Origin of the sequence: Paraburkholderia caffeinilytica (assembly GCF_003368325.1) — a bacterium.
GTDB classification, from domain to species: Bacteria; Pseudomonadota; Gammaproteobacteria; order Burkholderiales; family Burkholderiaceae; genus Paraburkholderia; species Paraburkholderia caffeinilytica.
Genome location: NZ_CP031467.1, coordinates 2,060,836 through 2,073,999, shown reverse-complemented (window position 1 = coordinate 2,073,999; position 13,164 = coordinate 2,060,836). Strand labels below are relative to the sequence as shown.

The following is a 13,164-nucleotide window of genomic DNA, read 5'->3' as shown; positions in this document are numbered from 1 at the left end:
TACCAAAGCCGGCAAAAATCATCGTCTGTTGCATTTTTGAGACGTCCGTCACAGCGTCGAAAGGACGTATCCGTGCGCTTGAAACGGCCCGATTCGTCGTGCATGTTTTGCCGCCCCCCGACCGCCTTACATTTGCCGTATGCAGGTTGCCCGAGATCGCATTCCCGCATCGTGGAGGCCGTTTTCATGCTGGTTATTGAACGGCCTAAAGTCTTGAATTGCCTGCAACTATCGCTTACAATCGCCCGGATTTAATTGCACGGCAACCCCGTAAACGCAGCGTAAGCTCACGGGCTGGAATAAGACTTTCGGAACACTGCGATGGCGGTTAAAACGTCGAATCAAGCGCCGAAGAATGGGCGTGACGACCACCGCGCTGAACGCACCGTTTCCAATGCGTCCACCGGTCAGCACGCTACGACTGACGAAGCGTGGGATGTCGAGCAACAAGATAACAATATCGTTCCGCTCACGCGGGCCGAGGCTGAAAAGCTGTTTGGTCCCAATGTGAGTCGTCCATCGCGCGTCACGCCTTTCAAGGTCGTGGTGGCGCAAATGGTTTTGTCCCTGGGTGCTACGCTGGTGTGGTGGCTGTTCTACAAGCCGCCGGGCGCTGCTGCGCTGTCCGCGTTCCTGGGAGGAGCGATCTGCTGGGTGCCGGGCGCGCTGTTCGCGGCACGGCTTAGAACGCTGAGCGGCGCCAAAACAGCGATGAGCTGGATGATCGGCGAAGCGCTCAAGATGGGGACAACGATCGCGATGTTTGTAGCCATCGCCTTCTGGTATCACGACGTATGCTGGGTGCCGCTGCTCGTGACTTACCTCATCGCGCTCAAGACGTACTGGATCGCCCTCGCGTGGCGTTAAGGCCGTAGCAGAGCGTAGCAGCACAAAATTCAGGCTGGCGCGCAGCGCTGGCGTAAGGAGTGCGGATATGACACGATCCGCACCCGGCGTGTTCCCGCAATACAGAGTTGCGGCGGGAACGGCCTAAGACGATTTTCGACAATTTGGGTGGCATTAACGATATGGCAGCTAGCGAAGGCACGCGCGCTCTGGATCCGTCCGAGTACATCGCGCACCACTTGCAGAACTTTTCCACCGCGCACCAGACGTCGATTTTCGACATTCACGTGTGGAATCTGGACACCCTGTTCTGGTCGATCGTCTGTGGTCTGGCCACGATCGTCATCCTGTATCTGGCGGCTCGCAAAGCGACGTCCGGCGTGCCGGGTCGTTTCCAGTGCGCGATCGAAATGCTGGTCGAGATGGTCGAAGATCAATCGAAGTCGATGATCCACGGCACGCGCACCTTCATTGCCCCGCTCGCCCTGACCGTGTTCGTCTGGGTCGCGCTGATGAACTCGCTCGACTTTATCCCTGTCGACCTGCCGGGCCACGTGATTGGCTGGCTGGGTCTGTCCGAAGCCATCCCGCACCATCGCATCGTGCCCACCGCCGACCTCAACGGTACGCTCGGCATTGCCCTCGGTGTGTTCGCGCTGATGATTTACTACAACTTCAAGATCAAGGGCGCCGGCGGCTTCGTGCATGAACTGCTGTCCGCTCCGTTCGGCGCGCATCCGCTGCTGTGGATCCCGAACCTTGCACTGAACATCATCGAGTTCGTCGCGAAGACGGTCTCGCTCGGCATGCGGCTGTTCGGCAACATGTACGCGGGCGAGCTGTTGTTCCTGCTGATTGCCCTGCTCGGCAGCATCTGGAGCTTCGGCGCGGACACGACGGTGCTTGGCTTCATCGGCCACGTGATCGCCGGCAGCGTGTGGGCAATCTTCCACATCCTGATCGTTCTGCTGCAGGCGTTCATTTTCATGATGCTGACGCTGGTGTACATCGGCCAGGCACACGACACGCACTAATCGGCGCTGTCGCCAAAGAATCGTAGTTTTTCAAATCCCAGTTCCAACCAGTTCTAAAAGACTTTTCACAAAGGAGTGATCATGCAAGCTTTCATCGCCAACATCCAGGGTCTGACCGCCATCGGTATCGGCATCATCATCGGCCTGGGTGCAATCGGCGCCTGTATCGGTATCGGCCTGATGGGCGGCAAGTACATCGAAGCATGTGCTCGTCAACCGGAACTGATGAACCCGCTGCAAACCAAGATGTTCCTGCTGGCTGGTCTGATCGATGCGGCGTTCCTGATTGGCGTTGGTGTGGCAATGCTGTTCGCGTTCGCGAACCCGCTGCTGTCGAAGCTGGCAGGCTGAGGTTCCTCGGAAGTTTGCGCCTGAGCTATAACTGGTAAAGGCGCAGGGCGGAACGGGCACTTGGGCGCTGATCGAATACAGAATCGATGAGCGCCTTGCCGTTTCACTTTCCGAACTAGCAACGTTTAAGGAAACACCGTGAATCTCAACGCAACCCTGTTTGCGCAAATGGTCGTGTTCCTGATCCTCGCGTGGTTCACGATGAAGTTCGTGTGGCCGCCGTTGATCAACGCCCTCGACGAGCGCTCGAAGAAGATCGCTGACGGTTTGTCGGCTGCTGAAAAGGGCAAGGCGGAACTCGAAGCCGCCCACAAGCGCGTCGACCAGGAACTCGCTCAGGCACGCAACGACGGTCAGCAACGTATTGCTGACGCAGAAAAGCGCGCTGTGGCAGTCGCTGACGAAATCAAGGCTCAAGCACAAGCTGAAGCTGCTCGCATCATCGCGCAAGCGAAGGCCGACGCGGAACAGCAAGTCGTGAAGGCGCGTGAAACGCTGCGCGGCGAAGTCGCTGCACTCGCCGTGAAGGGCGCTGAACAGATCCTGAAGCGCGAAGTCGACCAGGCAGCTCACGCTGACCTGCTGAATCAACTGAAAGCCGAGCTCTGATCATGGCCGAACTTGCAACCATCGCCCGTCCGTACGCAGAAGCGCTGTTTGGCGTGGCCGAAGCTGGTGACATCGCCGCCTGGTCCACGCTCGTGCAGGAGCTGGCACAGGTTGCGCGTCTGCCCGAAGTGCTGTCGATCGCCTCGAGCCCGAAAGTGAGCCGCGCCCAGGTCAGCGAACTGCTGCTGGCCGCGGTCAAGTCGCCGCTCAAGGACAATGCGCAAGCGAAGAATCTGGTGCAAATGCTGGTCGATAACCATCGCCTGCAATTGCTGCCGGAAATCGCCACGCAGTTCGAAGAGTTGAAGAACGCCCGCGAAGGTGCGGCAGATGTGCTGATCGTCAGCGCATTCCCGCTCGAAGGCGCGCAGTTGAACGAACTCGTCGCAGGTCTCGAACGCAAATTCAAGCGCAAGCTGAAGCCGACGGTCGAAGTCGACTCGTCGCTCATCGGCGGCGTGCGCGTGACGGTCGGCGACGAAGTGCTCGATACCTCGGTCCGCGCGCGGCTTGCCAGCATGCAGACGGCTCTGACGGCCTGAAGCGCCCAAGGCGCTGAAGCGGCTGGCACGCAACAGAATTGACTATCAGGAGCGAATAATGCAACTCAATCCCTCTGAGATCAGCGAGCTGATCAAGAGCCGGATCCAGGGCCTTGAAGCGAGCGCAGACGTTCGCAACCAGGGCACCGTGATCTCCGTGACCGACGGTATCGTGCGCATCCACGGCCTGTCGGAAGTGATGCAGGGCGAAATGCTCGAATTCCCGGGCAACACCTTCGGTCTCGCACTGAACCTCGAGCGCGACTCGGTCGGCGCCGTGATTCTGGGTGAGTACGGACACATTTCGGAAGGCGACGTCGTCAAGACGACGGGCCGCATTCTCGAAGTGCCGGTGGGCCCGGAACTGCTCGGCCGCGTGGTCGATGCACTCGGCAACCCGATCGACGGCAAGGGCCCGATCAACGCGAAAAAGACCGATGCAATCGAAAAGATTGCTCCGGGCGTGATCTGGCGTAAGTCGGTTTCGGAACCGGTCCAAACCGGTCTGAAGTCGATCGACGCGATGGTGCCGGTTGGCCGTGGCCAGCGTGAGCTGATCATCGGCGACCGCCAGTGCGGCAAGACCGCAGTCGCAGTCGACGCGATCATCAACCAGAAGGGCAAGAACCTCTTCTGTATCTACGTCGCGATCGGCCAGAAAGCGTCGTCGATCATGAACGTGGTGCGCAAGCTGGAAGAAACCGGCGCGCTGGAATACACGATCGTCGTGGCCGCTTCGGCTTCGGAATCGGCTGCGATGCAGTACCTCGCACCGTACGCCGGCTGCACGATGGGCGAATACTTCCGCGACCGCGGTCAAGACGCCCTGATCGTTTATGACGACTTGACCAAGCAAGCTTGGGCATACCGTCAGATCTCGCTGCTGCTGCGCCGCCCGCCGGGCCGCGAAGCTTACCCGGGCGACGTGTTCTATCTGCACTCGCGTCTGCTGGAGCGTGCTGCTCGCGTCTCGGAAGATTACGTCGAGAAGTTCACGAACGGCGAAGTGAAGGGCAAGAGCGGTTCGCTGACGGCACTGCCGGTCATCGAAACGCAAGCAGGCGACGTGACCGCATTCGTTCCGACGAACGTGATCTCGATTACCGACGGCCAGATCTTCCTGGAAACCGACCTTTTCAACGCAGGTATCCGCCCGGCAATTAACGCCGGCGTGTCGGTCTCGCGCGTGGGTGGTGCGGCTCAAACCAAGGTCGTGAAGAAGCTGTCGGGCGGTATCCGTACCGACCTCGCGCAGTACCGTGAACTCGCAGCGTTCGCGCAGTTCGCATCGGACCTCGACGAAGCGACCCGCAAGCAACTGGAACGCGGCCGCCGCGTGACGGAACTGCTGAAGCAGCCGCAGTATCAGCCGCTGCAAGTGTGGGAACTGGCTGTCGCGCTGTTCGCCGCGAACAACGGCTACCTGGACGATCTCGAAGTCGCGCAAGTGCTGCCGTTCGAAAAGGGCCTGCGCGATTACCTGAAGTCGAAGCACGCTGACCTGATCAAGCGCGTCGAGGACACCAAGGAACTCTCGAAGGACGACGAAGCCCTGCTGCATACGGCTCTGAAAGACTTCAAGAAGTCCGGCGCTTATTGATCGGCGAGTGATCCGCAAGGCATAAACGGACCTCGAAGCGGCGCGGGCCGCAGGCAACTGAACCCGCGCTGCTTCGATCGCTTTGCATGGGACCCAAGTAAGCGCTGAAGCGCTTACTCGGGCCGACAAGGAGCAAGCAATGGCTGGAATGAAGGAAATTCGCGGCAAGATCAAGAGCGTGCAAAACACGCGCAAGATCACGAAAGCGATGGAGATGGTGGCCGCATCGAAGATGCGCCGCGCTCAGGAGCGCATGCGCGCTGCTCGCCCGTATGCCGACAAGGTCCGCGATATCGCTGCGCACATGAGCCGTGCGAACCCGGAGTATCGTCACCCGTTCATGGTGTCGAACGAAGGCGCGAAAACGGCCGGCATCATCCTCGTCACGACCGATAAAGGTCTGTGTGGCGGGATGAATACCAACGTGCTGCGTGCGTCGCTGCAGAAGTTCAAGGAACTGGAAGGCCAGGGCAAGACGATCGAAGCAACTGCGATCGGCACCAAGGGTCTGGGTTTCCTGAACCGTCTGCGCGCCAAGGTGGTGTCGAACGTCGTGCATCTGGGCGACACGCCGCATCTGGAAAAGCTGATCGGCGCGGTGAAGGTGCAGCTCGACCTGTACTCGGAAGGCAAGGTTTCGGCGGTGTACCTCGCGTACACGCGCTTCGTCAACACGATGAAGCAGGAGCCGGTGATCGAGCAACTGCTGCCGCTGTCGGCAGATCAGTTCGAGCGCAAGGACGAAGACGGCACGACGCCGAGCACGCAGTGGGACTACATCTACGAGCCGGATGCACAGGCAGTGGTGGACGAACTGCTGGTGCGTTATGTCGAAGCGCTGGTCTATCAGGCCGTCGCGGAAAACATGGCATCGGAGCAGTCGGCACGGATGGTCGCAATGAAGGCCGCTTCGGACAATGCGAAGACGGTCATCAATGAATTGCAGCTTGTGTACAACAAGAGCCGCCAGGCCGCGATCACGAAAGAACTGTCGGAAATCGTCGGTGGCGCAGCGGCAGTCTGACCATCAAGGTCGAGCAGCCGCTACGTGTGCGCCCTCGTGGCGCACCCGTCCAGGCGAACCCGCCTCGGCGGCCCCATCGAAACTGCGCCTTTGCGCGAGTGAAGAATTGAGTATCTAAAGGAAAAGCGATGAGTACTACTGCTTTGGTAGAAGGCAAGATCGTACAGTGCATCGGCGCGGTGATCGACGTGGAATTTCCGCGTGAATCCATGCCGAAGATTTACGACGCGCTCATTCTCGAAGGTTCGGAACTGACCCTCGAAGTCCAGCAACAGCTGGGCGACGGCGTCGTCCGTACCATCTGTCTGGGTGCCTCGGACGGTCTGCGCCGCGGTACGACGGTGAAGAACACCGGCAAGCCGATCAGCGTGCCGGTTGGCAAGCCGACCCTCGGCCGGATCATGGACGTGCTGGGTCGTCCGATCGACGAAGCCGGCCCGATCAGCTCGGACGTGGTTCGCGGTATTCACCAGAAGGCTCCGGCGTTCGACGAACTGTCGCCGTCGACGGAACTGCTCGAAACGGGCATCAAGGTTATCGACCTGATCTGCCCGTTCGCGAAGGGCGGTAAGGTTGGCCTGTTCGGTGGCGCCGGCGTGGGCAAGACCGTGAACATGATGGAACTGATCAACAACATCGCTAAGGAACACGGTGGTTACTCCGTGTTCGCGGGTGTTGGCGAGCGTACCCGCGAAGGGAACGACTTCTATCACGAAATGAAGGACTCGAACGTTCTCGACAAGGTCGCGCTGGTGTACGGCCAGATGAACGAGCCGCCGGGCAACCGTCTGCGCGTCGCGCTGACCGGCCTGACGATGGCTGAGCACTTCCGTGACGAAGGCCTCGACGTGCTGTTCTTCGTCGACAACATCTACCGTTTCACGCTGGCAGGCACGGAAGTGTCGGCACTGCTCGGCCGTATGCCGTCGGCAGTGGGCTATCAGCCGACGCTGGCTGAAGAAATGGGTAAGTTGCAAGAGCGTATTACGTCGACCAAGACGGGCTCGATTACGTCGGTTCAGGCCGTGTACGTCCCTGCGGATGACTTGACCGACCCGTCGCCGGCTACGACTTTCGGCCACCTGGACGCAACCGTCGTGTTGTCGCGTGACATCGCTTCGCTGGGTATCTACCCGGCGGTCGACCCGCTCGATTCGACCTCGCGTCAGATCGACCCGAACGTGATCGGTGAAGAGCACTACTCGATCACGCGCGGCGTGCAGCAAACGCTGCAGCGCTACAAGGAACTGCGCGACATTATCGCGATTCTGGGTATGGACGAACTGGCGCCGGAAGACAAGCTCGCCGTTGCGCGTGCTCGTAAGATCCAGCGTTTCCTGTCGCAGCCGTTCCACGTCGCTGAAGTGTTCACGGGCTCGCCGGGCAAGTACGTTCCGCTGAAAGAAACGATCCGTGGCTTCAAGATGATCGTTGACGGCGAGTGCGACCACCTGCCGGAACAAGCGTTCTACATGGTCGGCACGATCGACGAAGCCTTCGAAAAGGCCAAGAAGATCCAGTAAAGGTCGGGCGTAACGAAGCGGGCGCCGCTCGCGCTGAAATACTAGCCAAACGGTAGTATTTCGCGAAAACGGCGCCTCTTATTGCGCTCAACCCAGCCTTGCATGGGACGAGAGCGCGCTGTGTGGGACCGGAGTCAGTGCTCAAGCACTCACGCCGATCGAAACAAGCGCTAACACTCGTCGAGCTTTGCATGGGACCCGAGTAAGCGCCAAAGCGCCAGCTCTGGTCGCCACAGGAGTCGATATGGCAACCATTAAAGTAGACGTCGTCAGCGCGGAAGAGCAGATCTTCTCGGGCCAGGCGAAGTTCGTCGCGCTGCCGGGCGAAGCAGGTGAACTCGGCATTCTGCCGGGCCACACGCCGCTCATCACGCGGATTCGTCCGGGTGCGGTGCGCATCGAAGCTGAAAACGGCGAAGAAGAGTTTGTGTTCGTCGCTGGCGGCATCCTCGAAATCCAGCCTGGCGCTGTGACGGTTCTCGCCGACACGGCGATCCGCGGCAAGGATCTCGACGAAGCCAAGGCCGAAGATGCACGCAAGCGTGCGGAAGAAGCGCTGCAGAATACGGGTTCGAACCTCGAATACGCCACCGCGCAAGCGGAACTGGCGTACGCGACGGCTCAACTCGCTGCGATCCAGCGTCTGCGCAAGCTGCGCGGTCAGAACTAAGCAATACGTATCAGAAAGAAAGCAGCCTTCGTGGCTGCTTTTTTTTGACCTTCACTTGACGTTTACGGAAAGGTCAGCAAAATCATGTGCTCAGATTGGGCGATAAGCAGTCGAGGCGAGTCCTGCCGCTGCCAATGCGCTGCGGGTAACACTTGATGCCGTACCGACACACGCCGGTGGCACAATCGATTTCAATTTCATTTCAATAGACTGGGCGAGGTTCCGCTCACGGAGACAACACCATGGCAACCCACATGTCAGGCGAAGGTGCACTCATCGAACCCAAGGACAACCTGTCGTATGTTCGTGGATCGACCGAGATCCCGTTGAGTGAAGCGCCGGTAGCCCAGTTTCTGCGCGACACTGCGGCGCGTTTCCCTGACCGCCCGGCCGTGGTGTTTCGTGAGCAAGGAATCCGCTGGACGTGGAAGGAATTTGCCGAAGAAATCGACGTGCTGGCGGCCGGGCTCCTCGCGCTCGGCATCGTGAAAGGCGACCGTGTCGGCATCTGGTCGCCGAACCGGGTGGAATGGTTGCTCACCCAGTTCGCGACGGCACGCATCGGCGCCGTGCTGGTCAACATCAACCCGGCTTACCGGCTCGCCGAACTCGAGTACGCGTTGAACAAGGTGGGCTGCAAGGCGATCATTGCCGCAGAGCGTTTCAAGACGTCGATGTACCTTGAGATGCTGCAGGAGCTCGCGCCGGAATTGGCAACGCAAGCCCCCGGCGAACTGCGCGCCGCTCGCTTGCCCGATCTGCGCTTTGTGATCCGCATGTGCGACACGGAAACGCCCGGCATGCTGACCTTCTCCGACGTGATCGAGCAGGGCCGCGCAACACTCGACGTCGCGAAGCTCGACGCCATCGGCGCGACGCTGTCCTCTCACGATGCAATCAACATTCAGTTCACCAGCGGCACGACGGGCAACCCGAAGGGCGCGACCCTGACCCACAGGAATGTCGTCAACAACGCCCGCTATATCGCGATGGCGATGCGTCTGACGGAGCAGGACGGCCTGTGCATTCCCGTCCCGCTCTATCACTGCTTCGGCATGGTGCTGGCGGTGCTGGCGTGCGTGTCGGCCGGTGCGAATATGGTGTTTCCAGGCGAGGGCTTCGATCCAGCCGCCACCCTGGCCGCCGTCGCCGAAGAGCAATGCACGGCGCTGCACGGGGTGCCGACGATGTTTATCGCCGAACTCGATCATCCGAACTTCGCCACTTACGACTTCTCGCGCCTGCGCACCGGGATCATGGCCGGTTCGCCGTGCCCGATCGAGACGATGAAGAAAGTCGTCTCGAAGATGCATCTGAACGAGATCACGATCGCGTACGGCATGACGGAGACCAGCCCGGTGTCCTTCCAGAGTTCGACTACCGATCCGCTCGACAAGCGCACCACGACGGTCGGCCGTATCCAGCCACATCTGGAGGTAAAGATCGTCGATCCGCTCGGCGCGATCGTGCCGGTCGGCGAGACGGGCGAACTGTGCACCAAGGGCTATTCGGTGATGCAAGGCTACTGGGGGGACGAAGCGAAGACGCGGGAAAGCATCGTCGACGGCTGGATGCATACCGGGGATCTGGCGACGCTGGATGCCGAAGGCTATTGCAACATCGTCGGCCGCCTGAAGGACATGCTGATTCGGGGCGGCGAAAACATCTACCCGCGCGAGATTGAAGAGTTTTTATTCCGTCATCCGAAAATTCAGAGCGTGCAGGTCTTCGGCGTGCCCGACGCGAAGTACGGCGAGGAAGTGTGCGCGTGGATCGTGTTGCGTGCAGGAGAGCAGGCGACAGCAGAGGACATCCAGCAGTTCTGCCAGGGCCAGATCGCGCACTACAAGGTGCCGAAGTACATCCGCTTCGTCGATGAATTGCCAATGACGGTGACCGGCAAGGTGCAGAAATTCGTCATGCGCGAACGGATGATCAGCGAATTGAAGGTGCAGGAAGACAAGACGGCCTGACGGCCACGCGGGTTCGGCGCCGTGCGAATATTCGCACGGCGCCGGCCGACATGCTGAGGAAAACCGTTTGCTATGGAATGAACTCGTGAGCGGGAAAATGCGCGGCAGAAAAGCCGAAAATTGACCCGCCGAGGAGCGCGCAAACGTTTGACCGGGCGAAAAAAAAGCGGGCCTGGAGCCCGCTAAAAACCACACGCTACGGGGTTAGCGCGAGGAGACCAAAGAAGGAACCGACTGAGACGACGACCCTGCGCCGACTACGGCCCCAGCAGGGATGCCCCTTTACAGGGCTTCGGCATGCGCCGACCGGCAAGTGCATTGTATCCGCTCACACCACGCACCCAGCCACATCCGTGTTGAAACCGTTGAGGCATTGTGGGCGAATTAACCTACGAGCGCGGTAACAAAGTGTTTCAGGTTGTAACGCCCGCCAGATAAGGCGTCGCGGGACTTATTTCCAATCAGAAACGTTTTAAACGTAATTTTTACCGATGACTGTTGGGCAATTTCATACGCCTGATTGATGCTATTCGCGACGCATATTGCGGCGTAATCCGTTCAGTCGATTCCGCATGAAATGGTTGCATGCTCATCTTTTTCCGGGTGGATTGGCCGTGTTAATAGCGCTTTTCCAGCGTTACGGAGGCCTCACTTGCCGGGTGAACGCGTGCGCTGCGCTGCAACACCCCACGCGTGGGCACCGACGCGCAAGAGGCCGAACTGTTGGACCCGTGTTCAACCCCCATTGTTCGAGTTTCGCTTAACACCTTGGGCCTGGTTACATGATTGTGTCGGCCATGCGGACCTATTAATCGATCAAGTGGTCTTGCTTTTGCAATTGAGCGGGACGCAGGCCGAACCCCACAGCCTTACTTCAGCCACTTATCCGAGATCGCCTGATATTCGCCTGTGGCGCGCGCAAGGTGCAACCACTGATCGACGTATTGCTGGAAGGCGACATCACCGCGCGGCAGCAGCCAGGCCTTCTCGCCGTACTGGAAGGGTTTGTCCGGATGCACCGAGCAAAGGCCCGGATTCAGCTTCTGTTGCAACAGGGTCTCCGACGCGTCCGTCACCATCACATCGGCCTTGCCGGCGAGGATCTGTTTGAAGATCGTCACGTTGTCCGGATAGACGGTCAGGTTCGCATGCGGAAAATACTGCTTGGCAAAACGCTCGTTGGTGCCGCCCGGATTGACGATCACGCGGGTTGCCGGCTGATCGATTTGCGCCACGGTCTGATACTTGTCGACGTCGTCGCACCGGACAATCGGCGTCTTGCCGTCGACCATGTACGCCTGCGTGAAAAACGCGCGCTTCTGGCGCTCGAGCGTTGGTGAAACGCCGCCCACGCCGACGTCGCATTTCGCAACGAAGTCGTTCATCAGGTTGGGCCAGGACGTCTTGACGAATTCCGCCTTTACGCCGAGCGATTTGGCGAGCGACTCGGTCATCTCGATGTCGATGCCTTCGAACTGGCCGTCCGCCTTGTAAAACGAGTAGGGCTTGTAGTCGCCGGTCGTGCAGGCGCGCAGCGTGCCGCGCGTGAGGATTTCGTCGAGCCGCGAGGGCGTAGCGGCGGCGGTCTGCGCCTGGGCCGCGCCTGCGTGCATCAAAACACTGGCCAAAACGCCGAACAGTGCGAGTGCTGCCTTGTTCATCGAGGTTCCTTGGTTATGCGTAATTGTTTGGTAAGGCCGTCGGATGATAGCCCGGCAATCTGCGCTTGAACATTGGCCGTTCAGCTGAGTCACGGCGCCGCACCAGGCGGCAAAAAAGCCGGCCGCACGCCAGATCCGCCACAGTTATTGCCCGCATCAAGCGCGATGCGGCGAGCCGGGTCCGGTAAAATGCTCCTTTGCCTTCAGTCGTACGCAACGTGGCCCATAAACTCCTGAACGACACTTTCCTGCGCGCGCTGCTGCGCCAGCCGACCGACTACACGCCGATCTGGCTGATGCGGCAGGCTGGCCGCTACCTGCCGGAATACAACGCCACGCGGGGTCGCGCGGGCAGTTTCCTCGGTCTGGCGAAGAATCCGGCGTACGCAACGGAAGTCACGCTGCAGCCGCTCGAGCGCTACCCGCTCGACGCCGCGATCCTCTTCTCGGACATCCTGACCGTGCCGGACGCCATGGGCCTGGGTCTGGAATTCGTGGCCGGCGAGGGGCCGACATTCGCCCGGCCGGTGCGCACGGAAGACGATGTGGCGCGCCTCGCAGTCCCCGATATCGACGCCACGCTGCGCTACGTGACCGACGCGGTGCGCGAAATCCGCACGGCGCTGACCGACGCGCAAGGCCGTCAGCGCGTGCCGCTGATCGGTTTTTCAGGCAGCCCTTGGACGCTTGCGTGCTACATGGTCGAAGGCGGCGGTTCGGCGGACTTCCGCACGGTCAAGTCGATGCTCTACGCGCGCCCGGACCTGATGCACCGCATTCTCGACGTCAATGCGAAGTCGGTTGCGGCGTACCTGAATGCGCAGATCGAAGCCGGCGCGCAAGCGGTGATGATTTTCGACACGTGGGGCGGGGCGCTCGCGGACGGCGTCTACCAACGCTTCTCGCTGCAGTACATCCAGCAGGTCGTGAGTCAGTTGAAACGCGATCACGACGGCGAAAAAGTGCCGGTGATCACCTTCACGAAGGGCGGCGGGTTGTGGCTCGACGAGATCGCCGAGATCGGCGTGGACGCGGTCGGTCTCGACTGGACCGTGAACCTCGCCAAGGCGCGCGAGCGCGTGGGTAGCAAAGTGGCCCTGCAAGGCAATATCGATCCTTCGGTGTTGTTTGCGCCGCCGGCATCGATCCGCATGGAGGCACGCGCCGTGCTCGACAGCTTCGGTAATCATCCGGGCCACGTTTTCAATCTCGGCCACGGCATTTCGCAGTTCACGCCGCCGGAGCATGTCGCCGAACTCGTGGATGAAGTGCATCGTCATAGCCGCGCGATTCGCAGCGGCGCGCATGCACCAGTCTGACGCCGAAAACGT

General features: G+C 60.2%; 12 protein-coding genes. 11 read left to right on the top strand and 1 reads right to left on the bottom strand.

Features of this window, described 5'->3' with window-relative positions; genetic code table 11:
* Positions 1 to 321 precede the first annotated feature (321 nt).
* From DSC91_RS25560 to DSC91_RS25515, 10 genes are all read left to right on the top strand, one after another.
* Complete coding sequence (locus tag DSC91_RS25560; protein WP_115781416.1) at positions 322 to 867, top strand: ATP synthase subunit I; 546 nt, start codon at positions 322 to 324, stop codon at positions 865 to 867.
* Positions 868 to 1,028: 161 nt separating this feature from the next.
* Entirely contained in the window at positions 1,029 to 1,880 is an 852-nt protein-coding gene (gene atpB, locus DSC91_RS25555) for a F0F1 ATP synthase subunit A (protein WP_115781415.1), read from the top strand.
* Between the two features lie 81 nt (positions 1,881 to 1,961).
* Entirely contained in the window at positions 1,962 to 2,231 is a 270-nt protein-coding gene (gene atpE / locus DSC91_RS25550; RefSeq protein ID WP_007180033.1) for a F0F1 ATP synthase subunit C, read from the top strand.
* 138 nt (positions 2,232 to 2,369) lie between these two features.
* Positions 2,370 to 2,840, top strand: a complete 471-nt coding sequence (locus DSC91_RS25545; RefSeq protein ID WP_006050845.1) for a F0F1 ATP synthase subunit B — start codon at positions 2,370 to 2,372, stop codon at positions 2,838 to 2,840.
* A gap of 2 nt (positions 2,841 to 2,842) precedes the next feature.
* Positions 2,843 to 3,382: a F0F1 ATP synthase subunit delta gene (locus DSC91_RS25540; protein WP_115781414.1), complete on the top strand. Its 540-nt coding sequence runs from the start codon at positions 2,843 to 2,845 to the stop codon at positions 3,380 to 3,382.
* Positions 3,383 to 3,440: 58 nt separating this feature from the next.
* Positions 3,441 to 4,982, top strand: coding sequence for a F0F1 ATP synthase subunit alpha (atpA, locus tag DSC91_RS25535; RefSeq protein WP_115781413.1), 1,542 nt, complete (start codon positions 3,441 to 3,443; stop codon positions 4,980 to 4,982).
* 139 nt (positions 4,983 to 5,121) lie between these two features.
* A complete protein-coding gene (gene atpG, locus DSC91_RS25530) occupies positions 5,122 to 6,006 on the top strand; it encodes a F0F1 ATP synthase subunit gamma (protein ID WP_115781412.1) in 885 nt (294 codons plus the stop codon).
* A 128-nt stretch (positions 6,007 to 6,134) separates the two neighbouring features.
* Entirely contained in the window at positions 6,135 to 7,529 is a 1,395-nt protein-coding gene (gene atpD, locus DSC91_RS25525) for a F0F1 ATP synthase subunit beta (protein WP_115781411.1), read from the top strand.
* 244 nt (positions 7,530 to 7,773) lie between these two features.
* The gene (locus DSC91_RS25520; RefSeq protein ID WP_012434800.1) at positions 7,774 to 8,199 is read left to right on the top strand and encodes a F0F1 ATP synthase subunit epsilon; all 426 of its coding nucleotides are present in this window, start codon (positions 7,774 to 7,776) and stop codon (positions 8,197 to 8,199) included.
* 242 nt (positions 8,200 to 8,441) lie between these two features.
* Complete coding sequence (locus DSC91_RS25515) at positions 8,442 to 10,172, top strand: AMP-binding protein (protein ID WP_115781410.1); 1,731 nt, start codon at positions 8,442 to 8,444, stop codon at positions 10,170 to 10,172.
* A gap of 869 nt (positions 10,173 to 11,041) precedes the next feature.
* Here DSC91_RS25515 and DSC91_RS25510 read toward each other — a convergent pair.
* A complete protein-coding gene (locus DSC91_RS25510; protein WP_115781409.1) occupies positions 11,042 to 11,833 on the bottom strand; it encodes a transporter substrate-binding domain-containing protein in 792 nt (263 codons plus the stop codon).
* Between the two features lie 218 nt (positions 11,834 to 12,051).
* On the opposite strand from DSC91_RS25510, the gene hemE reads away from it, so the two are divergent.
* The gene (gene hemE, locus DSC91_RS25505) at positions 12,052 to 13,152 is read left to right on the top strand and encodes a uroporphyrinogen decarboxylase (RefSeq protein WP_115781408.1); all 1,101 of its coding nucleotides are present in this window, start codon (positions 12,052 to 12,054) and stop codon (positions 13,150 to 13,152) included.
* Positions 13,153 to 13,164: the final 12 nt, after the last annotated feature.

What these genes read in the sequence shown, in the direction of transcription:
- DSC91_RS25560 (WP_115781416.1), top strand. Translation starts at nt 322, where the DNA reads ATGGCGGTTAAAACGTCGAATCAAGCGCCGAAGAATGGGCGTGACGAC.
- atpB (WP_115781415.1), top strand. Translation starts at nt 1,029, where the DNA reads ATGGCAGCTAGCGAAGGCACGCGCGCTCTGGATCCGTCCGAGTACATC.
- atpE (WP_007180033.1), top strand. Translation starts at nt 1,962, where the DNA reads ATGCAAGCTTTCATCGCCAACATCCAGGGTCTGACCGCCATCGGTATC.
- DSC91_RS25540 (WP_115781414.1), top strand. Translation starts at nt 2,843, where the DNA reads ATGGCCGAACTTGCAACCATCGCCCGTCCGTACGCAGAAGCGCTGTTT.
- atpA (WP_115781413.1), top strand. Translation starts at nt 3,441, where the DNA reads ATGCAACTCAATCCCTCTGAGATCAGCGAGCTGATCAAGAGCCGGATC.
- atpG (WP_115781412.1), top strand. Translation starts at nt 5,122, where the DNA reads ATGGCTGGAATGAAGGAAATTCGCGGCAAGATCAAGAGCGTGCAAAAC.
- atpD (WP_115781411.1), top strand. Translation starts at nt 6,135, where the DNA reads ATGAGTACTACTGCTTTGGTAGAAGGCAAGATCGTACAGTGCATCGGC.
- DSC91_RS25520 (WP_012434800.1), top strand. Translation starts at nt 7,774, where the DNA reads ATGGCAACCATTAAAGTAGACGTCGTCAGCGCGGAAGAGCAGATCTTC.
- DSC91_RS25515 (WP_115781410.1), top strand. Translation starts at nt 8,442, where the DNA reads ATGGCAACCCACATGTCAGGCGAAGGTGCACTCATCGAACCCAAGGAC.
- DSC91_RS25510 (WP_115781409.1), bottom strand. Translation starts at nt 11,833, where the DNA reads ATGAACAAGGCAGCACTCGCACTGTTCGGCGTTTTGGCCAGTGTTTTG.